This is a genomic window from Pseudomonas sp. NPDC078416, assembly GCF_050268485.1.
Classification (GTDB): domain Bacteria; phylum Pseudomonadota; class Gammaproteobacteria; order Pseudomonadales; family Pseudomonadaceae; genus Aquipseudomonas.
This window is the reverse complement of the sequence record NZ_JBNNGV010000010.1, coordinates 78231-104062: the sequence shown is the minus strand read 5'-3', so window position 1 is coordinate 104062 and position 25832 is coordinate 78231. Positions and strand designations below refer to the sequence as shown.

Annotated in this window: 21 protein-coding genes and 2 pseudogenes; 18 read left to right on the top strand and 5 right to left on the bottom strand. The window is 63.5% G+C overall.

The annotated features are described in order from the left end of the window. Window positions 1–6 precede the first annotated feature (6 nt). On the bottom strand, window positions 7–228 hold the full coding sequence (locus ACQKEN_RS12065; protein ID WP_427685686.1) for a hypothetical protein: 222 nt from the start codon (window positions 226–228) through the stop codon (window positions 7–9). A 290-nt stretch (window positions 229–518) separates the two neighbouring features. On the opposite strand from ACQKEN_RS12065, the gene ACQKEN_RS12060 reads away from it, so the two are divergent. Further along, window positions 519–1145, top strand: a complete 627-nt coding sequence (locus ACQKEN_RS12060) for a TetR/AcrR family transcriptional regulator (protein WP_427685685.1) — start codon at window positions 519–521, stop codon at window positions 1143–1145. A 142-nt stretch (window positions 1146–1287) separates the two neighbouring features. Here ACQKEN_RS12060 and ACQKEN_RS12055 read toward each other — a convergent pair whose 3' ends face one another. Next, window positions 1288–4029, bottom strand: a complete 2742-nt coding sequence (locus tag ACQKEN_RS12055; protein WP_427685684.1) for a glycoside hydrolase family 3 C-terminal domain-containing protein — start codon at window positions 4027–4029, stop codon at window positions 1288–1290. 468 nt (window positions 4030–4497) lie between these two features. Here ACQKEN_RS12055 and ACQKEN_RS12050 point away from each other — a divergent pair, with 468 nt between their 5' ends. The 15 genes and pseudogenes from ACQKEN_RS12050 (at window position 4498) to ACQKEN_RS11980 (ending at window position 18926) form a co-directional block, all read left to right on the top strand. Beyond that, entirely contained in the window at window positions 4498–4725 is a 228-nt protein-coding gene (locus ACQKEN_RS12050; protein WP_427685683.1) for a hypothetical protein, read from the top strand. 93 nt (window positions 4726–4818) lie between these two features. Then, complete coding sequence (gspE, locus tag ACQKEN_RS12045; protein WP_427685682.1) at window positions 4819–6537, top strand: type II secretion system ATPase GspE; 1719 nt, start codon at window positions 4819–4821, stop codon at window positions 6535–6537. A gap of 2 nt (window positions 6538–6539) precedes the next feature. After that, window positions 6540–7742, top strand: a complete 1203-nt coding sequence (gene gspF, locus ACQKEN_RS12040) for a type II secretion system inner membrane protein GspF (protein WP_427685681.1) — start codon at window positions 6540–6542, stop codon at window positions 7740–7742. Window positions 7743–7752: 10 nt separating this feature from the next. Continuing rightward, entirely contained in the window at window positions 7753–8178 is a 426-nt protein-coding gene (gspG, locus tag ACQKEN_RS12035; RefSeq protein ID WP_427685679.1) for a type II secretion system major pseudopilin GspG, read from the top strand. A 1-nt stretch (window position 8179) separates the two neighbouring features. Further along, window positions 8180–8617 carry a pilus assembly FimT family protein gene (locus ACQKEN_RS12030; RefSeq protein WP_427685677.1) on the top strand — a complete coding sequence of 146 codons (438 nt, stop codon included), beginning with the start codon at window positions 8180–8182 and terminating at the stop codon, window positions 8615–8617. Continuing rightward, window positions 8614–8982, top strand: coding sequence for a type II secretion system protein (locus ACQKEN_RS12025; protein ID WP_427685675.1), 369 nt, complete (start codon window positions 8614–8616; stop codon window positions 8980–8982). Before ACQKEN_RS12030 ends, ACQKEN_RS12025 begins: the two co-directional genes overlap by 4 nt. Continuing rightward, window positions 8979–9590 carry a prepilin-type N-terminal cleavage/methylation domain-containing protein gene (locus ACQKEN_RS12020; protein ID WP_427685673.1) on the top strand — a complete coding sequence of 204 codons (612 nt, stop codon included), beginning with the start codon at window positions 8979–8981 and terminating at the stop codon, window positions 9588–9590. The genes ACQKEN_RS12025 and ACQKEN_RS12020 overlap by 4 nt, the downstream gene beginning before the upstream one ends. Beyond that, complete coding sequence (locus ACQKEN_RS12015) at window positions 9587–10315, top strand: type II secretion system minor pseudopilin GspK (protein ID WP_427685671.1); 729 nt, start codon at window positions 9587–9589, stop codon at window positions 10313–10315. Before ACQKEN_RS12020 ends, ACQKEN_RS12015 begins: the two co-directional genes overlap by 4 nt. Further along, the gene (locus ACQKEN_RS12010; protein ID WP_427685669.1) at window positions 10312–11343 is read left to right on the top strand and encodes a type II secretion system protein GspL; all 1032 of its coding nucleotides are present in this window, start codon (window positions 10312–10314) and stop codon (window positions 11341–11343) included. Before ACQKEN_RS12015 ends, ACQKEN_RS12010 begins: the two co-directional genes overlap by 4 nt. Then, window positions 11333–11923, top strand: a pseudogene (gspM, locus tag ACQKEN_RS12005) (type II secretion system protein GspM); the annotation flags it as partial. The gene ACQKEN_RS12010 and the pseudogene gspM, both read left to right, overlap by 11 nt. Before the next feature lie 98 nt (window positions 11924–12021). Beyond that, window positions 12022–12537: a hypothetical protein gene (locus ACQKEN_RS12000; protein ID WP_427685667.1), complete on the top strand. Its 516-nt coding sequence runs from the start codon at window positions 12022–12024 to the stop codon at window positions 12535–12537. Then, on the top strand, window positions 12534–14873 hold the full coding sequence (gene gspD / locus ACQKEN_RS11995; protein ID WP_427685666.1) for a type II secretion system secretin GspD: 2340 nt from the start codon (window positions 12534–12536) through the stop codon (window positions 14871–14873). The genes ACQKEN_RS12000 and gspD overlap by 4 nt, the downstream gene beginning before the upstream one ends. A 457-nt stretch (window positions 14874–15330) precedes the next feature. After that, window positions 15331–15966, top strand: a complete 636-nt coding sequence (locus ACQKEN_RS11990) for a LysE family translocator (RefSeq protein WP_427685664.1) — start codon at window positions 15331–15333, stop codon at window positions 15964–15966. A gap of 73 nt (window positions 15967–16039) precedes the next feature. Then, complete coding sequence (locus ACQKEN_RS11985) at window positions 16040–17014, top strand: alpha/beta hydrolase (protein ID WP_427685662.1); 975 nt, start codon at window positions 16040–16042, stop codon at window positions 17012–17014. 1096 nt (window positions 17015–18110) lie between these two features. Then, window positions 18111–18926, top strand: a complete 816-nt coding sequence (locus ACQKEN_RS11980) for a DUF1206 domain-containing protein (RefSeq protein ID WP_427685660.1) — start codon at window positions 18111–18113, stop codon at window positions 18924–18926. 3 nt (window positions 18927–18929) lie between these two features. Here ACQKEN_RS11980 and ACQKEN_RS11975 read toward each other — a convergent pair. Then, window positions 18930–19838 (bottom strand): annotated as a pseudogene (locus tag ACQKEN_RS11975) (ATP-binding protein); the annotation flags it as partial. 321 nt (window positions 19839–20159) lie between these two features. On the opposite strand from ACQKEN_RS11975, the gene ACQKEN_RS11970 reads away from it, so the two are divergent. Together ACQKEN_RS11970 and ACQKEN_RS11965 are read left to right on the top strand one after the other, a co-directional pair. Then, window positions 20160–21539 carry an HD domain-containing phosphohydrolase gene (locus tag ACQKEN_RS11970; protein ID WP_427685658.1) on the top strand — a complete coding sequence of 460 codons (1380 nt, stop codon included), beginning with the start codon at window positions 20160–20162 and terminating at the stop codon, window positions 21537–21539. 120 nt (window positions 21540–21659) lie between these two features. Then, window positions 21660–22880: an MFS transporter gene (locus tag ACQKEN_RS11965; RefSeq protein ID WP_427685656.1), complete on the top strand. Its 1221-nt coding sequence runs from the start codon at window positions 21660–21662 to the stop codon at window positions 22878–22880. 1 nt (window position 22881) lies between these two features. Here ACQKEN_RS11965 and ACQKEN_RS11960 read toward each other — a convergent pair whose 3' ends face one another. Beyond that, complete coding sequence (locus tag ACQKEN_RS11960; RefSeq protein WP_427685775.1) at window positions 22882–23769, bottom strand: LysR family transcriptional regulator; 888 nt, start codon at window positions 23767–23769, stop codon at window positions 22882–22884. 448 nt (window positions 23770–24217) lie between these two features. After that, the gene (locus ACQKEN_RS11955; protein WP_427685654.1) at window positions 24218–25324 is read right to left on the bottom strand and encodes an alkene reductase; all 1107 of its coding nucleotides are present in this window, start codon (window positions 25322–25324) and stop codon (window positions 24218–24220) included. Between the last annotated feature and the right edge of the window lie 508 nt (window positions 25325–25832).

The following is a 25832-nucleotide window of genomic DNA, read 5'->3' as shown; positions in this document are numbered from 1 at the left end:
GCCTGCTTAATGAACCTGGGCGCGACTGGCTCTGCCGATCAGCCTGATTAATAACTGCTGCTTGGGGCCTGCCGTCGTTTCGCGCGCCACCTTGATCAAATATTCCTGAGGTATAAGCCCGCCTGCCTCGGCCAGCGCTTCATAAATGGCAAACAGCCGCGAATCAATATTCGTCTCCTCTGCGCATTCGATCAGATAGGCAATTCCGGGACTGGCTTGTTCGTTCACAGTGGATCCTCCTTGTTTGTCAGTTACTTCAAAGGAGAGGCACACGCGGCGGGAGTTCCCATTTTCTGGACGGGGTTCACCCGAACGGTGGCACTCGCCTGCCGACAGTCCTGAATATCAGTTTTCGCTTGCCAAAATCCGGTTGCCCCCTTAAACAGAGCGTGCCGTTTCAGCACCCGCGACGACTTGCCGCGCCCTTTCTGCCCGTTGCGTCCTCGCAACCCGGCATCGGGACAGGTCTGCCGAAGCGCCCAGACACCTGCAAATCATGGAGACGCCAGGTAAACCCGATGACAGGAAATACGTCAGACACACTCCCCCGCACCCGTCGCGCCCCCAAGGGTGAAAAGCGCCGTGAAGAGCTGCTCGACGCTGCGCTGCAATTGTTTTCGCTGGAGGGCTACACCGGCGCCTCCATTGCCCGCATCGCCGACATCGTCGGCATTTCGGTGGCGGGCGTGCTGCATCACTTCCCCAACAAGGTTGCGTTGCTGATGGGCGTGCTCGCCCGTCGCGACGAGGTCAATCACAAAGTGGTCAGCAGCTTGCACAGCGAGCCGACGCTGCAGGGCTTCGTCAGCGGCCTGCGGCAGATCAACCGTTCCAACGCGACGGCGCCCGGCGTGATTCGCGCGTTCAGCATGCTGAACGCTGAAAGCCTGGTGGACAGCCATCCGGGGTGGGAATGGTTTCAGTCGCGCTACGTGACGATTCACGGGCGCATGCGCGCACGGCTTGACCATCTGGTGGCCACCGGTGAAGTGCGTGGGGATGTGGATCTGGACGCGATCGTTCACCAGATTCTGGCGATGATGGACGGGTTGCAGCTGCAATGGCTGCGTTTCCCCGAGAAAGTGGATCTGGTGCAGCGTTTCGACAGTTACATGGCCCAGGTGGAACGCGATATCCGCGCATAAAAAATGAGGCGATCCGGGCTGGCCGGATCGCCTCATTCTCTGTTTCTCAAGCTCGGGTTGTCACTCGGGTTCAGGCCTCAGCCGGCGCCGGGATCAGATCCCGACGCAGGCCTGCGTTTCAGCCCTCTCCCGTTGCGATCAATCAGTACTCGGTGTTGCCGTCGTAGTCCGTGTTGCCATTGGCTGCGTCGGTGTCTTCGGTCTGATCAAGCACACCGCCGGTCTTCACCGCTGGCAGGGTCACCTTGACCGAGTTCAGCGCCGAACGTGGCAGCGGGTTGCTGGTGGTGGTCGACAGTTCCTGGCGGAACGGGTTGACCAGCTTGGCGTTCAGACGGATGTCGTCGGAGGCCGCGCCCAGGCTGATGTTGAAGGTGTCGGCATCGATCACCCACTGCTTGCTCGCCTCGTCGAAGTACGCCAGCGAACGGTCGTTGAGTTCGATGGTGACGTGACGGGTTTCGCCCGGCTGCAGGAAGACCTTCTTGTAGCCTTTCAGCTCTTTGACGGCGCGCTCGACTTTCGGGTTCTGCTGGCCGACGTACAGCTCGGCGACTTCGGAACCGGCACGCTTGCCGCTGTTGGTCAGGTCGAACGAGACCTTGATCGGCGTGTTGCCCACTGCAACGCCCGGGGTGACCGAGATGTTGTTGTAAGTGAACTGGGTGTACGACAGGCCGTGACCGAACGCGAACAGCGGTTTGGTGTTGGTCTTGTCGTAGCCACGGTAGCCGAGCATGGTCAGGTCGTTGGCGTAGGTAATTTCCTTGACCTTGGTGCGGGTGTTGTCGAAGGCCGGGAAATCCTTATACAGCGGATTGTCTTCGATGTTGCGCTCGATACTGATCGGCAGCTTGCCCGACGGGTTGACCTTGCCGAACAGGATCTCGGCCAAGGCCTGACCACCGTTCTGGCCCGGGTAGAACGCGTGCAGCGCAGCCGGGACCTGATCGATCCAGTCGCTCATTTTCAGCGCGGTACCGCCGTGCATGGTCACCACGGTGTTCGGGTTGGCCTTGGCGATGTTCTGGATCAGCTCGTTCTGGTACTCAGGCAGATCGAAGCTGTGGTCGAAACCTTCACCTTCGTATTCAGCGCTGTTACCCACGGCAACCACGACCGCGTCGTATTGCGACAGGTCGGAAGGCGCGGTCAGCGAAGCGGTCGACATCTGCACGCCCACCAGGCCGCCCATGGTCGACAGGTAACCGTCACGGCGCGAGTACTCAAGCTTCACGTCGTAAGCCTTGCCGGCTTCCAGCTTGATCTTGCCGGAAACAGGGATGGTCGGCGGAATGCTCTTGTTGGTGATGTTCTCACCGTCGCCGTTGTCGATGATCTTCTCGCCGTTGACCCACAGACGCACCGCGCCGTCGGCACGGACCTTGAAGACCTGGTCGCCGCTGATGGTCGGGGTGACCTGACCGCTCCAGCGGATCGAGGTGTTGGCGGTGTCGCCGTTGCTCGGCACGGTGTCTTTGGACCAGTCCAGATTGACGTAGGTGTCGATCTGGGTGGACGACGGGTCGCCGGACCAGGTGGCGTTGGTGAAGTACTCGGTCTTCATGCCGGCAACGCTGTTGCCTTTGCTGTCGGTGGTGGTCCAGTGCATCGCTGTCGGGTCGAGGGACAGGGTGTCGAGGAACTCGACCTGAGCACCCGGGGCGATCTGGCGCAGACCGCTCAGCTCGCTGATGTAACGGGTGGCATCAACGTGCGCACTGCCGAAACCGGTCGGCGGCGCGTACTTGGCCAGGTCGCCAACGACGGCGATGCGCTTGACCTTGTTCTTGTCCAGTGGCAGCACGTCGCCCTGGTTTTTCAGCAGCACGATGCCTTCGCGAGCGATGTTCAGGGCGACCTTGTTGCTGGTGGCGCTGTTCATGTTGTGCGTGGTCAGCGGTGCAAACTTGTCGAACTGGTACAGGTAGATGTTCTTCAGGATGCGGCGGACCTTGTCGTCGATGGTCGCCATGTCCAGCTCGCCGCTGTCCAGGTACGGCTTGAGCACCGAACTGTTCATCTGGCCGCCCATCATGTCCAGGTCGGTGCCGGCTTGTGCCGCTGGCAGACCGTGGACGACGGCGTTGTAGTCACTCTGTACCAGGCCCTTGAAGCCCCATTCCTTTTTCAGGATGTCGGCGATCAGGTGCTTGTTCTCGCACGCGTACTCGCCGTTCACTTTCTGGAACGAGCACATCATCATCGCCACGGTGCTGTTCTTGGTGGCGGATTCGAACGGCGGCAAGGTCATCTCGCGCAGGACGCGCTCAGGCATGACCTGATTGAGGATGAAACGGTTGGTTTCCTGGTCGTTACCGGCGTAGTGCTTGGCTTCCGCCCAGACGCGACGCTGCTGGATACCGTTGATCACCGCAGGACCCAGGCTGGCGCCGAGGAACGGGTCTTCACCGGAGAGGTATTCGAAAGCACGGCCGCTCCACGGCATGCGGTACAGGTTCATGCCCGGGCCGGTAACGAACTGATAGCCGCCGCTGGCGGTGTCGTAGCCCAGCGCGCGACCGAAGTCGATGGCGCGACGCGGGTTGAAGGTGGCCGCCAGGTTCGGGCCGGACGGATAGACCACGCCCGGATCGTTGCCTTCGCTGGTGTAACGGATGCCTGCGCCGCCGTCGGCGCCGTGGATCTGTGGCACGCCGTATTGGGTCAGCGGCTTGACGTCCCAACCACCGATGCCGCCGATATAGGCCAGCTTTTCTTCCTGAGTCATCTTCGCCAGGGTTTTTTCTGCCGCTTTGTCAGCGCGCAGTTCCTTGGCCGCCAGTTGCTCTTGGGTCGTGGTGTCGGCTGCATTGGCATGGCAGATAGCCAGGCTCAACAAAGCCAGTGCCGAGTGGGCACCGAAAGTTTTACGGTTTCGCATAGGGGACGCTCTCCAAGTATCACCCGCGCTCATTTGTCGCAGTTGACACGCCACACGCCTTTGTTTCAGGCATGACTCGGCCTATACCGAAGTTCTCGAAAGAACATCGGTGGATGGGAAAGTGGCGTTACAACGTGACGATGAGTGTGGGCAATTTGATCTTCTGTAACTAACGTTAATGGCGATGAGCCACCGAACTGCACGAGCGTTGCCCGAGACGTTTAAATTAAGGCAATTGTTTTAAAGGGATGTCAAACAAAAAAATCAATCTTGAACAAACTCGACATTTTTTGATACATCATCTGAACTCTTGCTAAACCTACAGGTCTGTAGGTTTAGCAATTTTCACCGCTCAACCCCCGAAACCCCTTAAACACTGGGTTTCACCCCTGGGGCGAGCGGTGAGCCCACGCTGAAGCCAGCGTTGCGATCATTTCAAACACATGACAAACATTGGAGAAACATCACATGAAACTGCCAGTACTGAGCGCCATCGCCGCACTGACCCTGTCGTTTGCAACTGCAACAATGGCCGCTGATTCCGACACTCAGGAAAACGTTTCCGGCGCAGCAGATTCCACTGTCATGACGCAAACACAAAAAGATGCCACCACCGTGAAAGCCACCAAACAAAATCAGGCTGATGAAAACAAGCGGGGTCGTCCGACCGCCAACACTTCGTCCGCGACAAACTAACGCACACCGTTAGTTGCTGTTTTATTACGGCTGTTTATTTATCACCCCGAGGTCTCGTCAGAGGCCTCACTTATTTGAATCCCCGTTGTGCCCATGAAACTGTCCCCTATCAATAGCCAACAATTGACCGCGCATTCGGCGGAAGCGCTGTGTGCGTGGCTGTTGGCCAATGCCGGGCTGAAGACAGGTGATCTGGAACGGGCACAGCGGCTGGCCCAGGAATCCGAAGGCAGCTCGCTGACGGAATTGCTGACCCGGTTGGGGCTGGTGTCCGAACTGGACTTGGCCAAGGCGTGGGCCTCCACGCTGCAGGCGCCGTTGCTGCTGGCGGAAAACGTGACGCTGTCGGGTGAACCGCTGCCGGAGCTGAGCGAACGTTTCCTGCGCCACTATCGCCTGCTGCCCATCGGCGCCCATGCCGATGGCGTGCATGTGTTGGCGGCCAACCCGGGCAATGCCTACGGGCTGGACGCCGTGGCCTACGCCTGCCAGGCGCCGGTGTACGTGTCGGTCGGTGCCGGCAGCGAGGTCGACGGGCTGATCGAGCGCTATTACGGCCAGGGCCGTTCGGCCATGGGCTCGCTGATCGAGACCCTCGACGAGCACGGCGGCGCCGAAGAAGACATCGAGCACCTCAAGGACCTCGCGTCCGAGGCGCCGGTCATTCGACTGGTCAATCTGATCCTGCAACGTGCCGTCGAGCAACGCGCCTCCGACATTCATATAGAGCCGTTTGAAAGCCAGCTAAAAGTGCGTTACCGCATCGACGGCGTGCTCCACGAAGCCGAAGCACCGCCCTCCAGTTCTTCGGCGGCAATCATTTCGCGACTGAAGATCATGGCGCGGCTGGACATCGCCGAGCGTCGCCTACCCCAGGATGGCCGCATCATGCTGCGCATTCAGGGTAAGGAGCTCGACCTGCGGGTGAGCACGGTGCCCACCAGCTTCGGCGAGTCGGTGGTGATGCGTCTGCTGGATCGGCAGACCGTCAGCTTCGACTTCCCCAGCCTGGGCATGGACGGCGAGCGCCTGCAGAACTTTCTCGACGTGCTGGAAAACCCCCACGGCATTCTGCTGGTCACCGGCCCCACCGGTTCCGGCAAAACCACCACGCTGTACACCGCGCTGTCACGGCTCAACACGGCCGAGCGCAAGATCATCACGGTTGAAGACCCAGTCGAGTATCAGCTTGAGGGCATCAACCAGATTCAGGTCAAGCCGGCCATTGGCCTGGACTTCGCCGGCGCCCTGCGCTCCATCGTCCGCCAAGACCCGGACGTGATCATGATCGGCGAGATGCGCGACCTGGAAACCTGCCGCATCGCCATTCAATCGTCCCTGACCGGTCACCTCGTGCTCTCGACTCTGCACACCAACAGTGCGGCGGCGAGTATCACGCGGCTGCTGGACATGGGCGTCGAAAGTTACCTGATCGCTTCCACTGTTAAAGGCATTCTGGCCCAGCGGCTGGTGCGCCGGCTTGATCCGCTCACGCGCATCGCCTTCGAAGCACCGCCGGAACTGGTCGCCGAGCACGGCCTGGATCGCTTCACCGATCAACGCCCAATCACCCTGTATCGCCCCGCCAGCGAATTGCCCGGAGGCGGTTACCACGGTCGCAGCGCCATCACCGAATTGCTGGTGATGAATGAAGAACTGCGCGGCCTGCTGATGCGTCAGGCCGACGCTGCCACGCTGGAACAGGCGGCCCGCCGTGGTGGCCTGCGCACCTTATATGAAGAAGGCCTGCGCCAGGCCGTGGCCGGCGTGACCTCCCTTGAAGAGGTGCTGCGCGTTACGCGTGGCGACTGACCATGGCCCATTTCAAATACCGCGCACTGGATGCCGACGGCGTCGCCCAACACGGCACCCTTGAAGCGGCCGATCAAAACGCCGCGACAGCGACGCTGCACAAGCGCGGCCTGTTGCTGCTCAGCCTTGAAGCCAGCACCAACAGCGGCCTGCGCGCGGCCATGCGCCGGGGCGCAATGAACGGCGCGGCGCTGGTGAGTTTCACCCAGCAACTGGCGACTCTGCTCGGTGCCGGCCAGCCGCTGGAACGCGCCCTGACCATCCTCCTCAAGCAGACCCACGAGCCCAAGCGCCAGGCGCTGCTCGAACGAATTCGTGAACAGGTCAAGGCCGGTAAGCCGTTGAGTCAGGCGCTGGAAGAAGAGCACGGCCAGTTTTCCAGCCTGTACATCAGCATGGTCCGCGCAGGCGAAGCCGGCGGGTCCCTGGAAAACACCCTGCGTCAGCTCAGCGAATACCTGGAGCGCAGCCAGATGCTGCGCGGCGAAGTGATCAATGCGCTGATCTACCCGATCTTTCTGGTGGTCGGCGTGCTCGGTTCGCTGGCCCTGCTGCTGGCCTACGTGGTGCCGCAGTTCGTGCCGATCTTTCGCGACCTGGGCGTACCGATCCCTTTCATCACCCAGGCGATCCTGTGGCTGGGTGAATTTCTCAGCGCCTACGGATTGCTGCTGCTCGGCGCCATCGTCGGGCTGATCTGGACCGTCGCCGTGCTGCGCCGCGATCCGCAACGGCGCCAGCGTCATGACCGGCGCCTGCTCTTTATCAAAGTCATCGGGCCGCTGCTGCAACGGATCGAGGCCGCGCGTCTGGCACGCACCCTCGGCACCCTGCTGAGCAACGGCGTCGCGCTGTTGCAGGCGATGACCATCGTCCGTCAGGTGTGCGGCAACTACGCCCTCCGCGCGCAGGTCGAGCAGGCCACCGAGTGGGTCAAGGGTGGCGGCACGCTGGCCCAGGCGTTCGGCGAACAACCGCTGCTGCCGGAACTGGCCCTGCAGATGATCGAAGTCGGCGAACAGGCCGGCAACCTCGACGGCATGCTGCTCAAGGTCGCCGACGTGTTCGACGTCGAGGCCAAGCGCGGCATCGACCGTCTGCTCGCCGCGCTGGTGCCGAGCCTGACCGTTGTCATGGCGGTGATGGTGGCGGTGATCATGCTCGCCATCATGCTGCCGCTGATGAGCCTTACCAGTAACATTTGAGGAAATACACATGTCCCGATTCAACGCTGCCCGAGGCCGTCGCCAGGGCGGTTTCACCCTGCTGGAAATGCTCGCCGTGATCGTGCTGCTGGGCATTGTCGCCACCATCGTCGTGCGTCAGGTCGGCGGCAACGTCGACAAGGGCAAGTACGGCGCAGGCAAGGCGCAACTCGCCAGCCTTGGCATGAAAGTCGAAAGCTACGGCCTGGACGTCGGCACGCCGCCGGCCAATCTGCAGCAACTGGTGACCAAGCCGGCGAACGCCACTGGCTGGGCCGGCCCGTACGCCAAGCCTTCGGACCTGAAAGACCCGTTCGGCCACGCGTTTGGCTATCGCTACCCGGGCGAGCACGGCAGCTTCGACCTGATCTTCTTTGGTCAGGACGGCCAGCCTGGCGGTGACGGCTACAAGGCCGACATCGGTAACTGGGAATAACATGCGCGCCCTGCCCCGCGCCCGCGGCTTCACCCTGTTCGAATTGCTGGTGGTGATCGTGTTGATCGGCATCAGCGTCGGCCTGGTGAGCTTTGGCGTGGGTCGGGGTTTGCACGCGGCCAGTGAGCGCCGGGCGTTGAGCGAGGTGGTGCAATCGCTGCGGGCGGCGCGGGTACAGGCGATCGTCACCGGGCAACCGGCGCAGACGCGCTTTGACCTGCGCAACGGGCGCCTTCAAGGCCCGCACCTGAAGCTGGTGCAACTGCCCACCGACATGCGCGTGCAATTGCAGACCGCCGACGGCCTGGGCCCGGCGTTCGAGTTCTACCCGGACGGCGGTTCCAGCGGAGGCCATCTGCTGCTGGCCCGGGGCGACAAACACTGGCGCGTCGACATCAACTGGCTGACCGGCAACGTTCAGTTGCGCACGCTCAATTGACGCGTCAGCGCGGTTTCACACTGCTGGAAATGCTCGCTGCCCTTGCCGTGCTGGCGGTGTGCAGCAGCGTGCTGGTGGTGGCGTTTGGGCAGAGCGCGCGGGCCTTGCAGCAGGCGCAACGCAGTGACCGGCTGAGTCTGGCCGCGCGTTCGTTGATGGATGAAACCAGCGCCGGCCGCTTGCAGCCGGGTCGGACCGAGGGCAAGTGGAGCGGCGTGACCTGGCAGATGGAGGTGAGCGCACTGCCCCGGGGCAACAGCCCGGCCACGGCCTGGCGGCTGGACCTTGAGGTGAGCGACGGAGCGCGCCGCGCCCACTACAGCAGCCTGCAAGTGCGCAGCGCGGGCTCCGGAGCCGGGCAATGAAGCGCCGCGCTCAGGGTTTTACCCTGCTCGAAGTGCTGGTGGTGTTGAGCCTGCTCGGCGTGCTACTGACCATGGTCGGCGCGGCGATTACCGGGGCCAACCGCGCCATGGCCAAGGCCGAGCGCTACAGCGCGCGGCTGGACGAAATACGTTCGACCCAGAATTTTCTGCGCAGCGCCATCGGTCAGGCCCTGCCCCTGGCGGCCGGCGGCTCCGAGCCCGGCCAGGCACCGGTGTTCGAGGGCGACGCCCAGGCCATGCGTTTCTATGCGCCGCTGCCCGCCACATTGGGCGGCGGTTTGTACCGGCACAGCGTGACGCTGGCGGCGGATCAGCGTTTGCAGATCAGCCTGGAGCGGCTGCGCGGTCAGGCCTTGCTGCCGGCCGAAGAGCCCCAGGTGTTGTTGCATGAGGTGCGATCGCTGCACCTGAGCTACCGCGGCGTGTCGCCTACCGGGGAGTCCACGGCGTGGCTGGATCACTGGCCGTGGCCGGGACGACTGCCCATCAGCGTGCGCATCGACGCGCAACTGGCCGGTCCCGTGCCATGGCCGTTGCAAAGCATCAATCTGCGCCTGGACCTGTCCGGCGAGGCGCACACGTTATGAACGAACGTCGGCAAAAGGGCGTGGCATTGCTGCTGGTGTTGTGGGTACTGGCGCTGCTGAGCACGTTGCTGGCCGGTTTGCTCGGCTGGGTGCACCTGCAGAATCGCCAGGCCCTGTGGCAACGCCAGCACACCCAGGCGGTGTTCGCCGCAGAAGCCGGGATCGGCATGGCGGTGCTGGCGCAGCTGGACCGCGACCCGGTGCGGCATTGGAAAGCCGACAACCAGCCCCACGCGTTGCGCTTCGATGAGGCCGCGCTGGCAGTGAGTCTCGGCAGCGAGACCGGCAAGCTCGACCTCAACGCGGCGCCGGCCGAATCCTTCGCCCGCCTTTTAATGGCGTGCGGGGCGAATCCGGACCTGGCGCGGCAAGTGGCCCAGGGCCTGGAGCAGCGTCGCGGCGGCGGTCGGGCACCGCTGCGCATGGTCGAGGAAGTGCGTGAACTGCCGGGCATCGGCCAGCCGCTGTACCAGTGCGCCAGCCCGAACGTCACGTTGTGGAGCGGCCTGAGCGCGCCGGATCCGCGCATGACTTCGCCCTGGCTGCGGCAAGCGCTGGGGCTGCCGCAAGCGGGCCCCGCGACCGAAGACGCAGGCCCGGTCATCAGTATTCGAAGCCAGGCGACATTGCCCGGCGGTTACACCACGACGCTCAACGTCACGTTGTTATTGAACCCATCGAAGGAGGGAGCGCGACCGTATCGCGTTCTGCGTTGGCAAGAATGAAGCAATCACTTTTACAGCAGTTGGCGCCCTTGCAGGCCCGGGTGCGCAGTCAGTGGCGTGACAGCCCGGCGCAGCACCTGTGGCAGGCCTGGCTCGAAGAGTTGCAGGCGCTGCTGCCGGCCGACGTCCGCGCCCGGCTGATGCCCCAAGTGCGCGAGCGGGTGATCGACTGGCCCTTGCCCGAGCACATTGCCCACGAGACCGGCGAGCGGCTGATCCTGATGCTCCCCGCCGGCATGGTTCTGGCGCAGCCGTTGCAACTGCCGCTGGCGGCGCTGCGGGATCTGCACAGCGTGGTCGGTTTTGAACTGGACAAGTACACGCCCTACCCCCGCGAGCAGATGCAGTACGTCGCGCGCGTCACCGCCAAGGGCAAGACCCTGGCGCAGGTGCTGCTGGTGGCGGTGCTGCGCGAGCGTTTGCAGCCGATCATCGACACCTGCAAGGCGCGTGGCCTGTCGCTGTATGCCGTGGATGCGCGCAACACAAACGGCGAACGGCTGAATGTCGATCTGCTGCCGGCCGAGCTGAAACCAGCGACCGCAGGTTCCGCACGCTTGCCGCGTTTCCTCGCCGTGATCTGTGGCGCCTTGCTGCTGACCTGCATGGTGCTCTGGCTGGACGCGCGCACGGCCCAGGTCGAAGCGATGCAACAGCACGTCGACGAGCAACGCAGCCAGGTGCAAGCGGTGCAGAACCTGCGCCGCGAACTGATCAACACCCAGGGCGCCGCGCGCTACCTGGCCCAGCAGAAAGCCGCGCAACCGACTACCTCCAGCGTCCTCGCCGACCTCACCGGTTGCCTGGGCGTCGACACCTGGGTCGAGCAGCTGGAGATTGCCGACGGCGGCAGCGTGTCGATCACCGGCCAGAGCGCCAAGGCCAGTGCCCTCATCAGCCGCATGAAAGACTGCCGCACCCTGACCGACGCGCAGTTCCAAGGGATTATTCAGCCCGACGCGCAAACCGGCAAAGAGCGTTTTTCCCTGCGCGCCCAGTTGCGCAAGGAGGCCGCCGATGCGCCGTGAACTGACCCCCCGTGAACGTCGCGGCGCCGCGCTGATCGCCCTGGCCCTGGTGCTGTGGGCGGCCTGGTGGTTGCTGGTACAAAGCTGGTTTCTCGACCCGTTGAGCGACCTGCAGGAACAGGCGGACACATTACGCCAACAGGAACAACGCTATGCCGGCGCGCTCGCTCAACGGGAGAGCCTTGAGCAGCAGTTGCAGGCCGCCCGCCGCGACCCGTCGAGCCGCAGCAGCCTGTTGCCGGGCGAAGACCCCAGCGCCGTGGCCGCCGACCTGATGCAACGCAGCCTGGATCTGGTCAAGGCCCACGCCGATCAGGGCCCCGGTTGCCAGGTCACCCAGCGCATGCCGATCACCCCCGAGCGCGACAGTGCCGAGCCGTATCGTCAGGTCAAAGTCAGCCTGACCCTGGACTGCGCCATGGAGCCGCTGGTGGGTTTGCTGCACGAGCTGGAATACGGCCAGCCGTTTCTGTTCATCGACAACCTGAGCATTCGCCGCGCCACGTCGGCACCGGCCAGTGGTGGCGCCGGACGTTTGCAAGTGCATCTGCTGTTGCGCGGTTATTTGCAGCAAGCGGCGCCGCACAAGGCGTTGCCGTCCAAAGCCCCAGACGCCGAGCCAATGCCTGAAAGGCAGCAGCCCGATCCCTCCGAGCAGTCCACCGAGGAGCCTGACGCATGAAGTTCGACTCCCTTACCCTCGCCCTCGGCGCTGCCACGGTTGTCCTCGCTGCCGTCGCCGTCAGCCTGAGCATGGGCGCCGGTCAGGACATCGACTGGTTGCCGGCCGGCGAAGCGCGCGAAGCCGCGCCAACGGCCGGGCCTGCGGCATTGCCTGCGCTGCCGGCCCAGGCCCTCACACTGACGTGGCAGCAGTCGATGTTCAGCCCGGACCGCAAGCCTGATCTGGTCACTGGCAAATCCCAGGCCTCGTCCCTGGACGGCATCAGCCTCAGCGGCGTGGTCATTGATGGCGCCTCACAGTGGGTGCTGCTGCAACTGCCGCAGAAGCGCCGCATCAAGCTGGCCGTCGGCAGCACGCTGGACAACGGCTGGACCCTGGATTCGGTCACGCCGCAACACGCCACGTTCAGTCATCAGGGCCAGACCCGCGAACTGCGACTGCCCATGCTGCGCCTTCCGCCGCCGTCGAAAGTCCCCCCTATTACTCTTCCAAACGTACCCACACCATGAACAATCGCACCCCTGAGTTTTTCCGTTTACGCAGCCCGTTGTTGTGCCTGGCCACCGCCGTGGCCCTGGCCGGATGCGCGTCCACTCCGGAACGTTTTGAAAACGATCCGGCCCTGATGCAGGAAGCACTCAATGGCACCGGCTCGCAGCGAGGCCCGGTCAGCGATCCGGTCGAAGCGCCGAGCCCGAACAATCCCGGCGCCAGGCCTGCGCCCGCGCGCCAGCAGATCATTCGTGGCAACCAGACGTTCGTGCGCGGTGCGGGCCCGGCCCAGACCGGCGCGGGTGGAAAAGGCGCGTCGGCGGCCGCCGGTGACATCACCTTCAACTTCGCCAATCAGCCCATCGAGGCGGTGATCAACACCGTGCTGGGCGATTTGCTGCACGAGAACTACAGCATCAATCAGGGTGTGAAAGGCGATGTCAGCTTTTCCACCTCGCAGCCGGTGAACAAACAGCAGGCGCTGTCGATTCTCGAAACGCTGCTGTCGTGGACCGACAACGCCATGATCCGCCAGGGCGACCGTTACGTGATCCTCCCGGCCAACCAGGCCGTGGCCGGCAAGCTGGTGCCGGAGATGCCGGTGGCGCGGCCGTCTACAGGGCTCTCGGCGCGGTTGTTCCCGCTGCGCTTTATCTCGGCCACCGAGATGCAGAAGCTGCTCAAGCCTTTCGCCCGGGACAACGCGTTCCTGCTGGTCGATCCGGCGCGCAACGTGTTGAGCCTGGCCGGTACGCCGGATGAACTGGCCAACTATCAGGACACCATCGACACCTTCGACGTCGACTGGCTCAAGGGCATGTCCATCGCCGTCTATGGTTTGCAACGCGCCAGCGTCGGCGAGCTGATGCCGGAGCTGCAGAAGATGTTCGGCCCGGACAGCGGCATGCCGTTGGCCGGCATGGTCAAGTTTCTGCCCATCGAGCGGACCAATTCGGTGGTGGCGATTTCTCCGCAGCCGCGTTACCTGAGCGAAGTCGGTGACTGGATTCACACCATTGACGAAGGCGGCGGCAACGAGCCGCAGATGTACGTTTACGACGTGCGCAACATGAAAGCCTCGGACCTGGCCAAATACCTGCGGCAGATCTACGGCAACGGTCAGATCAAGGACGACAGCGCGGCCAAGGTCGCACCGGGTCTGCGCACGCGTTCGCTGTCGTCGCTGAACGGCAGTGGCACCGGCAGCAGCGGCGGCTTGAGCGGCAGCGGTCAGGGCCTGAACAGCAGCTCTTCCGGGATCGGTGGCGGGATGGGCTCGGGCATGGGTGGGGCCAATGCTGGTTTGCAGAACGGCGCTCAGCAAGGTGATGAAGAGCAGGACGGCGAAACCTCCGAAGACAGCGCCGACAGCAGCAGTCAGGGCGACAGTTCCGACGCCGCAGCCAGCGGCTCCGGCGCCAGCAAGCGTCTGGACGACAGCACCCGCATCACCGCCCAGCAGAGCAGCAACCAATTGCTGATCCGCACGCGCCCGGCGCAATGGGCCGAGATCGAATCCGCCATCAAGCGGCTGGACAACGCACCGATGCAGGTGCAGATCGAGACGCGGATTCTTGAAGTGAACCTGTCCGGCGAACTGGACCTTGGCGTGCAGTGGTACCTCGGCCGGCTGGCCGGCAATTCCACCAGCACCACCGTGGCGAACACCGCCGGCAGTCAGGGCGCTTTGGGCGGCGGCGGTGCTGGGCTCGGCGCGACCGATTCGCTGTTTTATTCCTTCGTCAGCAATAACCTTCAGATCGCCCTTCACGCGCTGGAACAGAGCGGCCGCACCCAAGTGCTGTCGGCGCCCTCGCTGGTGGTGATGAACAATCAGCAGGCGCAGATCCAGGTCGGTGACAACATCCCGATCAGCCAGACCACGGTCAACACCTCGGCCACTACCGCCACCCTGAGCAGCGTTGAGTACGTGCAGACCGGCGTCATCCTCGACGTCGTGCCGCGCATCAATCCGGGCGGCCTGGTGTACATGGACATCCAGCAGCAGGTCAGCGACGCCAACGACACCTCCACTGACGCCAACGGCAACCCGCGGATCTCGACCCGTTCGGTGTCGACCCAAGTGGCGGTGCAGAGTGGCCAGACCGTGTTGCTCGGCGGCCTGATCAAACAGGACAACGCCGACACCGTATCCGCCGTGCCGTATCTGGGCCGCATCCCGGGCCTGCGCTGGCTGTTCGGCAACACCAGCAAGAGCAAGAAACGCACCGAGCTGGTCGTGCTGATCACCCCGCGGGTCATCACCAGCAACAGCCAGGCGCGGCAAGTGACCGATGACTATCGTCAGCAGTTGCAGTTGATCAAACCGACGCCGCCGATGAGTACTCGGTAGATTGATCGTCTGTGCACGATAAAGAGTGTGTGCCACGCCGAGATCAGTATAGGAGCGCGCTTGCCCGCGAAAGCAGTGTGCCTGTGACGAATCGATTGGCTGACACACCGCCTTCGCGGGCAAGCGCGCGCCTACAGGTGGGCGGCCGGCGAGGCGAGAATGCATTCGCCAGCAAGCCGGCTCCTACGGATTTTGCGTAGGCCAGAGATTGTGCGGAATGCCGAGATCAGTGTAGGAGCGCGCTTGCCCGCGAAAGCAGTGTGCCTGTGACGAATCGGTTGGCTGACACACCGCCTTCGTGGGCAAGCGCGCGCCTACGGGTGGGAGGCCGGCGAGGCGTGTGCGGGGTTTGACGGGATGGGCCGTGCCGGAGAATTGCCCTCTTTCTTACCGCGAGGCCGTGGTAAAACAGGTTTTCAAACGACCCTCCCACCGCGACCTTAAAGGACCAAGGCCCATGCCCTCCGATTTCCATCACCTTCTGCTGGTGTACACCGCCTACATCGTCGGCGCGGCGAGTCCGGGGCCGAGCAACATGCGCATCATGGGCGTGGCCATGCACCGGGGCCGACGCCCGGCGTTGATACTCGCGGCGGGCGTCATCAGCGGGTCATTTTTCTGGGGGTCTATGGCCGCCACCGGTGTTTCCGCTGTGATGACCCAATACGCCGAGGCGCTGACGCTGCTGAAAATCCTCGGCGGCGCCTACCTGCTGTTTCTCGCCTTCAAAGCGGCGCGTTCCGCGCTGACGTCCACCGAAAAGGTCGAGCGAGAAATCGCTGACGCACCTTCCCTCTCAGGCTGGCGCCTCTATCAGCGTGGCCTGCTCATGCACCTCACCAACCCCAAGGCGCTGCTGGGCTGGGTGGCGACGATGACGCTGGGGTTGGGCGCAGAAGCGACGCCACAGACCGTCGCAACTATCCTCGCCGGTTGCGCTGTGCTCAGCGTCACCATCTTCTGCGGTTACGCCATGGTCTTTTCGACCGCGCCGATGATCCGTGCCTACCGCAGGGCGCGGCGCTGGATCGAAGGCACCCTCACCCTTGTTTACGCCACGGCCGGCCTCAAATTGCTTTACTCGCGCACGTGAAACTCTGAGCCGCCCGCGCACACCAAGACAGTACCCAACACTGGCGGGTGTGAGCCCGAGAGAGAGCACACAATTGGACAGCAACGACGGTCTGCATTTTCCCGACGACGAACTGGCGCAGGCGCGGCGCTTCAACAAGAAGCTGGCCTGGCTGCCTCGGTTTCGTATCCGCAACCGCATCACGCCTCTTTTGATTCAGTCGCTGCTGCGCGTCGGCCAAATAAATGGCGCGGCCAGGCTGGCCCGCCATGGCCTGCACGCTGAAACCACCACGGCGAGTGTCGACGGTCATCGCGTGCCGGTGCGGATCATCCGGCCCAAGGGCAAGGCCAAAGGCGTGGTGCTGGACATTCATGGCGGCGGCTGGGTGATCGGCAACGCGCAGATGAACGACGACCTCAACATGGCGATGGTGCGGGCGTGCGATGTGGCGGTGGTCTCGGTCGATTACCGGCTCGCCGGGTCAACGCCGGTGGAAGGGCTGATGGAGGATTGTCTGGTGGCTGCGCGCTGGTTGCTGGGTGACGGTTGCCCGGAATTCGCGGGGCTGCCGGTGATAGTCGTCGGCGAATCCGCCGGCGGGCATCTGGCCGGGGTGACCCTGCTGCAGCTCAAGGCCTGGCCCGAGCTGTTCAAACGGGTGTGCGGCGCCCTGCTCTATTACGGCGTTTACGACCTGACCGGCACGCCGAGCGTGCGCACGGCAGGCAAGGACACGCTGGTACTGGACGGCCCGGGCATGGTTGCCGCCCTGCGCCTGCTGACGCCCGGCATCAGCGATGCACAGCGCCAGGCGCCGCCGCTGTCGCCGTTGTATGGGGATTTCACAGGCTTTCCGCCGGCCCTGATGTGGGTGGGCGATCTGGACCCGCTGCGCGACGACACCCTGCAAATGGCCGATCGCTGGGCCAAAACCGCCGGGGTCGAAGTGCACCTGCTGCCGGAAGCGCCCCACGGCTTCATCCACTTCCCGACCATGATGGCCGACCGCGTGCTGGAGCACAGCCGCGCCTGGATTCGTCGGCGCATTCAGTCCGCTGCGGATTGACCGAATTCGACTGACTGTACCCGGATGCCCTTAGTGGGACCGGCTTCAGCCGGGAAGGCGCCGGCAGCCACACCGCATAATGATCGTCCACATGCCCCGGGTGGGGACGCCGCCCGGGACGGTCCGCGTCCACCGCTTCGACGCAGAGCGTCGGCGGATGCATTACCACGCGGAGCGTGGGAACGATCATGGTATATGCACCAGCCTCTTCCCGGCTAAAGCCGGTCCCACTGAAAGCATCGCGTGAATCCAGTGGAATCCGGCCGTGACGCGGACCTGTGGGACCGGCTTCAGCCGAGCAGGTTTCAGCAGCCACACCGCATGATGATCGTCCCCACGCTCCCCGTGGGGATGCCGCCCGGGACGCTCCGCGTCCATCGCCTTGACGCGGAGCGTCGGCGGATGCATTACCACGCGGAGCGTGGGAACGATCATGGTGTATGCAAAAGCCTCTTCCCGGCCAAAGCCGGTCCCACTAAAAAGCATCGCGTGAATCCAGTGGAATCCGGCCGTAAAGCGGACCTGTGGGACCGGCTTCAGCCGGGAACGCGCCGGCAGCCACACCGCAATGATCGTCCCCACGCTCCGCGTGGGGACGCCGCCCGGGACGCTCCGCGTCCATCGCTTTGACGCAGAGCGTCGGCGGATGCATTACCACGCAGAGCGTGGGAACGATCATGGTGTATGCACCGGCCTCTTCCCGGCTAAAGCCGGTCCCACTAAAAAGCATCGCGTGAATCCAGTGGAATCCGGCCGTAAAGCGGACCTGTGGGACCGGCTTCAGCCGGGAAGACGTCGGCAGCCACACCGCAAAATGGATTGATGATCGTCCCCACGCTCCGCGTGGGGACGCCGCCCGTGACGCTCCGCGTCCATCGCTTTGACGCGGAGCGTCGGCGGATGCATTGCCACGCGGAGCGTAGGAACGATCATGGTGCATGCACCGGCCTCTTCCCGGCTAAAGCCGGTCCCACTAAAAAGCGTCGCGTGCACCCATTGGGATTCCCGGTGATGCCGGTCCTGCAAAAAGCAACCCGATCGAACCCCTCGCGCGCTACCGGGTCTGCTGATCTATTGCTTAACCGGAGAACACTCGATGTCGCCGCACCACACCCTTGTCCTGCTCGCCCGATCGGGTTACGCCGCCCGCGGCGTTCTGTATCTGATCATCGGCATTTTTGCCCTGCTAGCCGCCCGCGATTCATCCCGCCCCAAAGACAGCCACAGCAGCCTCGAAGCGCTGTTCAGCCAGCCCTTCGGCCACATTCTGGTCGGGCTGGTGGTCGCCGGTCTGCTCGCATTCGCGGCCTGGCGGGTGTTGCAAGCCACTCGCGACGTCGACCATCACGGGAGCGAATTCAAGGGCCTGGTCATACGCGGCGGTCTGCTCGCCGGCGGACTGGTCAACGGTGCGCTGGCGTTCTTTGCCCTGGGCCTGCTGATCGACGGCCTGCGCAGTTCCGGCGGTGGCGGCGGCGGTCAGACCCAAGACCTGCTCGCCACCCTGCTGTCGTGGAAACACTCCAATCTGATGGTCTACCTAGTCGCACTGGTGCCGCTGGGCGTCGGCATCGCGCATTTCTTCAAGGGCTGGAAAGCCTCGTTCGAGAAGTACTTCGAGGCTGACGATGAGGTCATGAAGTACGTGACCCCGGTATCACGCTTCGGCCTGATCGCCCGCGGCGTGGCGTTCGTTGAAATAGGCGTGCTGCTGGCCATCAGCGGGTCGAGCTATCAGGCGATGCACCCGCCCGGGCTGAAGGATGCGCTCAACGCGCTGCAAAACCTGCCGGCCGGTGGCGTGGTGTTGATGGTCATGGCGCTGGGGCTGATCGCGTTTTCGGTGTACAGCTTTGCCGAAGCCGCCTGGCGACGGATCAACATGGACGTGCCCGGCATGGCCCACGTCTGAGTTTCAGTTCAATGCGCCCTCTTCAGGGCGCTGCTGCTGAATGGGCAGCTCGATGCGGAACGTCGTGCCGACCCCTTCCACGCTGCGCACGCTGATCGTTCCGCGGTGCTTTTGCACAATCCCGTACGACAATGACAACCCCAGCCCGGTCCCTTGGCCCACCGGTTTGGTGGTGAAGAACGGGTCGAAAATCTTCGGCAGCACCTCCGGGGCAATGCCGCTCCCGGTGTCGCTGATCTCAAGCCACACGCTGTTCCCCTGCACGCCGTTGCGCAAAGTAATGGTGCCGCGCTCCGGGCCGATGGCCTGGGCGGCATTCACCACCAGATTCATGATCACCTGATTGAGCTGCGCCGGGAGGCATTCGATGTCCGGCAACGGCACATAGTGTTTGACGATGTCGGCCTTGTATTTGACCGCATAGGCGGCAATGTTCAGCGTCGAATCGATACCCCGCTGCAAGCTCGCCCACTGCCATTGCGGGTTGGTGTCGGCCCGGGAAAACTCCTTGAGGTCCTTGATGATCTGCGCGGCGCGGGCCACCCCGTCGCGCGATTCCTGAATCAGCAAGGGGATTTCCGCCTCGACGAAGGCCAGGTCCAGACGGGTTTTCAAGGCCGTGAGCGATTGGAGAACCTCAGCCGATCCGAACTGCTCCTCGGCGGCTTTGTAGGCCTCCAGTATCTCCTCAAGCTTGCCGAAATAGACCGCCAGGGTGCCAAGGTTCGACGAGATGAATCCGATGGGGTTGTTGATCTCGTGGGCAATGCCCGCCGCCATCTGCCCCAGGGACGCGAGCTTTTCAGCGCCGATCAACTGGCTCTCCAGCTGCTTGCGCTCGTCGATTTCGACCTGCAACGCATGACTGGCCTGCTTGAACGCCCGGGTGCGTTCTTCGACGCGCTGTTCCAGGCTTTCGTTGGCCGCCTGCAGGTCCTCGTTGACCCGGTTGATCACCTGATAGCTGTGCAGCAGCCAGCGACCCAGCAGCACCAGCAGGCAGACGGAAATGATCGAGAATATCTGCAGGAGCAACATGATCGACCGAGTGCCTCACTCCATGGACTTATGCCTTTGTGTCGGCGCGCCGAAGATGAAGTTGAGGGGGCGATTTATATTGCTCGAACCCCGCGAGTTCTTGCCATATCTCAACTAATCTTGCGGCATCCAGCCGTCCGTGTCGGTCCACAAGACCGGACACGGACACGATGTCGGTACGAGTGAGGGTCAATCATGGAAGCCTCAGCCAGTGTTTCAGTGCAGTCACGCCCCACCCTCCTCTTGGTGGACGACGAAGAATCAATTCTGAACAGCCTGCGCCGCCTGCTCCGCGAGCAGCCTTATGACGTGCTGCTGGCCACCAGTGGTGAACACGCCCTGGCGATCATGGCCGAACGGCCGGTCGACCTGATCGTCAGCGACGCGCGCATGCCGGGCATGGACGGCGCGGCGCTGCTGGCGCGGGTCTACAGCCTTTACCCGGACACCACGCGCATCCTGCTGACCGGATACGCCGATCTCGAAACCATCGTCAAAGCCATCAACCAGGGCCATGTGCATCGCTACATCGCCAAGCCCTGGACCGACGAAGAGCTGGTGCTGACCCTGCGTCAGTCGCTGGCATTCCAGTTTTCCGAACGCGAAAGACAGCGCCTTGAACAGCTCACCCAGCGGCAGAACGATGAGCTGAAAAGCCTCAACGCCACCCTGGAAAAACGCGTGCTGGCGCGCACCGCCGAATTGCAGCAGACCGCCGACATGCTCGACCTGGCCTACGAAGAGCTCAAGCACAGCTACGCCACCGGCACGGAAGTGTTTTCAATGCTGGTCAATCAGCGCCTGCCCGTGGACAAGCAGACCAACCGCGACGTCATCGACCTGATCAATGCCTGCAGCAACCACCTCAATCTGGACGAGCCCACCCGCCGCGACCTGTGCATGGCCGCCGCGCTGTACAACATCGGCAAACTGGGCTGGAGCGACGCGCTGATCAATACCCCGTCGGACATGGTCAGCCACGCCGACCGGGACACCTGGCGCAGCTACCCGCGCCAGAGCGAGTCGTTGCTGATGACCCTCGAACCGATTCAGGACGCCGCCAGCCTGATCCTGCATCACCAGGAGCGCTGGGACGGCAGCGGCTTTCCGGCGCACCTCAAGGGTGAAGCGATTCCCTACGGCGCACGTTTGCTCAAGCTGGCGGTGGATTTCATCGAACTGCAGCGCGGGCTGATTCTGGAACGGCACCTGAGCAGCGGCGAGGCTTTGCTGTTCATCCGCCGCTACGCCGGCAAGCTCTACGACCCCGGGCTGATCGAGGACTTTGCCGAGGCCTGCGCGGCGTACCTGGACGATGCCGTGCTCAACGACCCGACCGTCAAGGCCGTCAACACCCGCGAGCTGGTGCCGGGGATGATTCTGGTGCGCAACCTGAACGCCGACAACGGCATGCTGTTGCTCAACGCGGGGAAAGTGGTCAACGCCGCGCTGATCGACAAACTCGCGGCCTTCGAGGCAATCGAGAACAAGACCCGCTACAGCATCTTCGTGCGCCTGCCCGAACACGTCCCCGGTTCAGAGCCGCCGAAAACCCACTGGACTCAAGTCGGGTGACGCCCCGGCCATTTCCTTGATTGCGGAGTCATCGATCCGCAGTGATCGGAACCTCAGCCTGTTTTTCCCCGCGCGCCCGCTCCCTAGCATGGCTCCACTCATTACGGTGGAGCTTTGCCCATGCACGATTCGCACGTTGTTTCGACCCCCGCGGCGCCCGCACCTGCGGCGTCCTCTTCCTGGCGCGACTGGCTCTCGGTGTATTCCGTCGCCCTGGGCGCGTTTGCCTTCGTCACCTCCGAGTACCTGCCCGTCGGCGTTCTGCCGCAGATCGCCGACAGCCTCGACGTCACCGATGGCGTGGCCGGGCTGATGGTTACGGTGCCGGGCATCGTCGCGGCCATCTCGGCGCCGGCGATCATGCTCGGTGCCGGGCGCATGAACCGCCGGCTTCTGCTGTTGCTGTTGAGCCTGCTGCTGGTGCTGTCGAACCTGATCTGCGCGGTGTCGCCGTCGCTGGCGATCATGCTGCTGGGGCGCGGACTATTGGGGATATCCCTGGGCGGCTTCTGGGCCGTGGCGATTGCAGCGGCCGGGCGTCTGGTCAGCGAGTCGAGGGCAGCGAAAGCCACGGCGCTGATCTTCGCCGGCATCACCCTGGCGACGGTGTTCGGGGTGCCGTTCGGCACGTTCGTCAGCACGGCCTTTTCGTGGCGCATGTCTTTCGTCGTCACCGCCGGCCTGGGCCTGATCGCTCTGGCGGCGCAGGCGTACACCCTGCCCTCGCTGCCTTCCAGTGAAGGGCTCAACGCCCGCGCGCTAAGGGCATTTCTGTCCCGGGGCACGGCGCGGCGCAGCATGCTGTTGCTCGGTACTGTGGTGGCCGCGCACTTCACCGCCTACACCTACGTCGCGCCGTTTCTTGGCCAGTACGCCGGGTTCTCGCCGAACGCGATCACCGGAGTGCTGCTGGGTTTCGGGCTGGTGGGCATGCTGGCGAACTTCGCCATGGCCGGGACTCTCACCACCCATTTGCGCGCGTCGCTGGGCGCCGTAATTGTGCTGATGGTGCTGGCGCAACTGGCGTTGCCCCATCTGCAAGGTCTCGGCGTGATGCTGGCGGTGCTGGTATGGGGCGTGGCCTATGGCGCGATTCCCCTGGGTGTCAGCAGCTGGATGCAACTCACCTCGCCGCAGTTGCCGGAAGCCAGTTCGGCGATGCTGGTGACCATGTTTCAGGTGGCGATCGCGTCGGGCTCACTGTTCGGCGGGCTGATGGTCGATCACCAGGGCGTGTCGGCGGCGCTGTGGCTGGGCGCGGGGTTGGGGCTGCTCGGCCTGGCGGTGATGCTCAGCTTCGGTGTCGCCCGGGCACCCATCGCTCAGGCGTTGCAGCGCTGAGTCAGCCCTTGAGAATGTTGTCCTTGAAATAGTCGATCAACACCCGCAACCGGGGTGCCATCTGCTTCGATGCAGGCCAGAGCATCCACAGGTTGCCGGTGTGATCGGTGTAGTCGCCGAGCACCACCTTCAGCCTGCCGTCGGCCAAGGGCGTGCGGATGGAAAAATCCGGCAGGCAGGCAATCCCGACCCCGTCGATCGCCAGGTGCGCCAGCGGGTCCGTGGTCGTGCACGTCAACGCCCGCGAAAGGTTCGGCTGAATGTGCGTGTCCCCGACGCGCAACGGCCAGCGTTCGATCATCCCCGTGGCCGGAAACTTGTGCAGCAGGCAGGTGTGGCGGACCAACTCGTCGGGGTGCACCGGCTCTCCACAGCGCTCCAGGTACGCGGGCGATGCCACCAGTTGCAGCTGGAAGCCGCCGAGCTTGCGCGCGGTCAGCCGCGAATCCTGCGGCGCGCCGGTGCGGATCACGGCGTCGAAACCCTCCTCGATCACGTCCACCATGCGGTCGGACATGTCCACTTCCAGCTCGATGTCCGGGTAGGCACGCATGAACCCGGCCAGCACCGGCATGATCAGCACGTTCTGAATCGGCACGCTGATGCGCACTTTGCCGCGCGGGGTGGCGGACAGTTCATGCAGCTCCAGCTCAGCGGCTTCGACTTCGCTGACGATGCGCTTGCAGCGATCTAGAAACAGCTCGCCTTCGGTGGTCAGGGTCACGCTGCGGGTGCTGCGATGGAACAAGCGCACGCCGAGCCTCTCCTCCATGCGCGCCACGCTCTTGCCCACGGCGGACGACGAGATTTCCAGCAGACGTCCCGCTTCGGTGAAGCTGCGGGTTTCCGCCACGGTGATGAACGCCGTGATGCCGCTGAGACTGTCCATCATGGGGGGTGTGCTCTTGGGTGGATGGGGTGAATGCATCGTTGACTGGGACGGGTTGTAGCACTGACTGTAGGGGTGACTCCAGACAGGATTGCGGGACGGGCGATGATCACAACTATGGATTCCGATTGTGACCTCGACTGTGGGACCGGCTTTAGCCGGGAAAGCGTCGGCAGCTACACCTTCGATCGTCCCCTCGCTCCGCGTGGGGATGCCGCCCGGGACGCTCTGCGTCCATCGCCGCGACGCCGAGCGTCGCAGGATGCATTACCACGCGGAGCGTGGGAACGATCAATTGAGGGTGAATGTACTGGCCTCTTCCCGGCTGAAGCCGGTCCCACTAAAAGCACTGCATGCATCCAATGAAATTGGATTGAAAACAGAAACGCCGCCAACGTGGTGCTCACGATGGCGGCGTTTTCAGTGGGAGGCGCGGTGCGGATTCGCGTCAGGCGCTTTGCGAGTAGAACGGGTAGTCGGTGAACCCCGCCGCCGTGCCGCCGTAGAACGTGTCGCGGTCGTAGGCATTCAGCGGCAGGCCGCGGCGGATGCGTTCCGGCAGGTCGGGGTTGGCGATGAAGTCGCGGCCGAAGGCGACCAGGTCCGCATCCCCTGCCTGAAGAATCGCCTCGGCGGACTGCCCATCGAAGCCACCGGCGGCCATGATCAGGCCGTCGTAATGCTTGCGGATCAACTGCGCCGCCACCGGATTCTGGTCTTTGCTGACGTCGATGGCGTTACCCAGCACCCGTGGTTCGATGAGGTGCAGATACGCCAGCTTCAAGGTCGCCAACTGCTCTGCCACATAGACAAACAACGCCTGTGGGTCGCTGTCTTTCATGTCGCCGAACGAACCACTCGGACCCAGCCGCACCGCCACCCGCTCGCTGCCCCAGACCGAACTCACCGCGCGGGTGATGTCCAGCAGAAACCGCGCGCGCCGGGGAATGCTGCCGCCATACGCATCCGTGCGCAGGTTGCTGCCGTCCTGGAGAAACTGGTCGATCAGGTAACCGTTGGCGCCGTGGATCTCCACGCCGTCGAATCCCGCCATCAGACCCCGTTCAGCGGCGCGGCGGAAGTCTTCCACCAGCGCCTGGACTTCGGTTTCGCCAAGGGCTCGGTGGGACGTGCTCGGCACCCAGCCGTTGGCGGTGTAAGCGACACCGTCGTAATCAACCGCCGACGGCGCCACCGGTTGCGCGCCGCCGGGCTGCATGTCGCTGTGGGACTGACGCCCGGCATGGAACAGCTGCAGGAAGATTCTTCCGCCTTTGGCATGCACGGCGTCGGTGACGGTTTTCCAGCCGGGAATCTGCGCGTCGTCATACAGGCCGGGCGAGCCGAGATAGCCGTTGCCCGTTTCCGACACCACCGTGGCTTCGGAAATGATCAGCCCACCTTGGGTGGCGCGTTGCGAGTAGTACTCGGCCATCAGTGCGCCAGGCCGGTCGCCGGGCTCGGAACGCATGCGCGTCAGCGGCGCCATGACCACGCGGTGGGACAGTGAATGAGGACCGATGTGAAGAGGGGAAAACAGCATTGGGTGCTTCATGTTCAGCTCCGATTAAGTATCTGGGCGCTACGTTAAGGCAACGGCCATCAGTGAAAAACGGGGCCTGACTCCGCTCTATTCGGACGTCGGTGTCCGCAATCGTTTTATATGAGGTGCCGAGAGGTCGGAACACTTGCTGTAAACAAGACGGCGACTGCCCAACACGTCAGGCCGTGAACGCGCGCGGCACACTTTTTGATAGAGGGGTTAAACAAGCGGCGCTGACTCGACGTATTACAACTCACTCCCGTCGAATACCAACAGGCTGAACGCACGCTGTCTGCACATGAGATAACAGCGGACTTTTTGAATACTTCACCCCTGACGACGGCAGTGCCCTAACAACTGTCACATGCCGCTGATAGGCCCGTATTTACAGGCGATCGCGCCCTGACGAACACACGGAAAACTGACGCCCCACGAACGTTATTTTCATATTCGCGAGATTAATCTCCGGATAACGCAGTACCCGAAAAACTTAATCAGACCTCGTTATCTGATGATTCAG

Bases quoted from the DNA above. Each gene is read 5' to 3' on its own strand.
- gspD (WP_427685666.1), top strand. From the start codon at position 12,534: ATGAACAATCGCACCCCTGAGTTTTTCCGTTTACGCAGCCCGTTGTTG.
- ACQKEN_RS12000 (WP_427685667.1), top strand. From the start codon at position 12,022: ATGAAGTTCGACTCCCTTACCCTCGCCCTCGGCGCTGCCACGGTTGTC.
- ACQKEN_RS11965 (WP_427685656.1), top strand. From the start codon at position 21,660: ATGCACGATTCGCACGTTGTTTCGACCCCCGCGGCGCCCGCACCTGCG.
- gspG (WP_427685679.1), top strand. From the start codon at position 7,753: ATGTCCCGATTCAACGCTGCCCGAGGCCGTCGCCAGGGCGGTTTCACC.
- ACQKEN_RS11990 (WP_427685664.1), top strand. From the start codon at position 15,331: ATGCCCTCCGATTTCCATCACCTTCTGCTGGTGTACACCGCCTACATC.
- ACQKEN_RS12020 (WP_427685673.1), top strand. From the start codon at position 8,979: ATGAAGCGCCGCGCTCAGGGTTTTACCCTGCTCGAAGTGCTGGTGGTG.
- ACQKEN_RS12010 (WP_427685669.1), top strand. From the start codon at position 10,312: ATGAAGCAATCACTTTTACAGCAGTTGGCGCCCTTGCAGGCCCGGGTG.
- gspE (WP_427685682.1), top strand. From the start codon at position 4,819: ATGAAACTGTCCCCTATCAATAGCCAACAATTGACCGCGCATTCGGCG.
- ACQKEN_RS11980 (WP_427685660.1), top strand. From the start codon at position 18,111: ATGTCGCCGCACCACACCCTTGTCCTGCTCGCCCGATCGGGTTACGCC.
- ACQKEN_RS12030 (WP_427685677.1), top strand. From the start codon at position 8,180: ATGCGCGCCCTGCCCCGCGCCCGCGGCTTCACCCTGTTCGAATTGCTG.
- ACQKEN_RS12050 (WP_427685683.1), top strand. From the start codon at position 4,498: ATGAAACTGCCAGTACTGAGCGCCATCGCCGCACTGACCCTGTCGTTT.
- ACQKEN_RS12060 (WP_427685685.1), top strand. From the start codon at position 519: ATGACAGGAAATACGTCAGACACACTCCCCCGCACCCGTCGCGCCCCC.
- gspF (WP_427685681.1), top strand. From the start codon at position 6,540: ATGGCCCATTTCAAATACCGCGCACTGGATGCCGACGGCGTCGCCCAA.
- ACQKEN_RS12015 (WP_427685671.1), top strand. From the start codon at position 9,587: ATGAACGAACGTCGGCAAAAGGGCGTGGCATTGCTGCTGGTGTTGTGG.
- ACQKEN_RS11955 (WP_427685654.1), bottom strand. From the start codon at position 25,324: ATGAAGCACCCAATGCTGTTTTCCCCTCTTCACATCGGTCCTCATTCA.
- ACQKEN_RS11970 (WP_427685658.1), top strand. From the start codon at position 20,160: ATGGAAGCCTCAGCCAGTGTTTCAGTGCAGTCACGCCCCACCCTCCTC.
- ACQKEN_RS11960 (WP_427685775.1), bottom strand. From the start codon at position 23,769: ATGGACAGTCTCAGCGGCATCACGGCGTTCATCACCGTGGCGGAAACC.
- ACQKEN_RS12055 (WP_427685684.1), bottom strand. From the start codon at position 4,029: ATGCGAAACCGTAAAACTTTCGGTGCCCACTCGGCACTGGCTTTGTTG.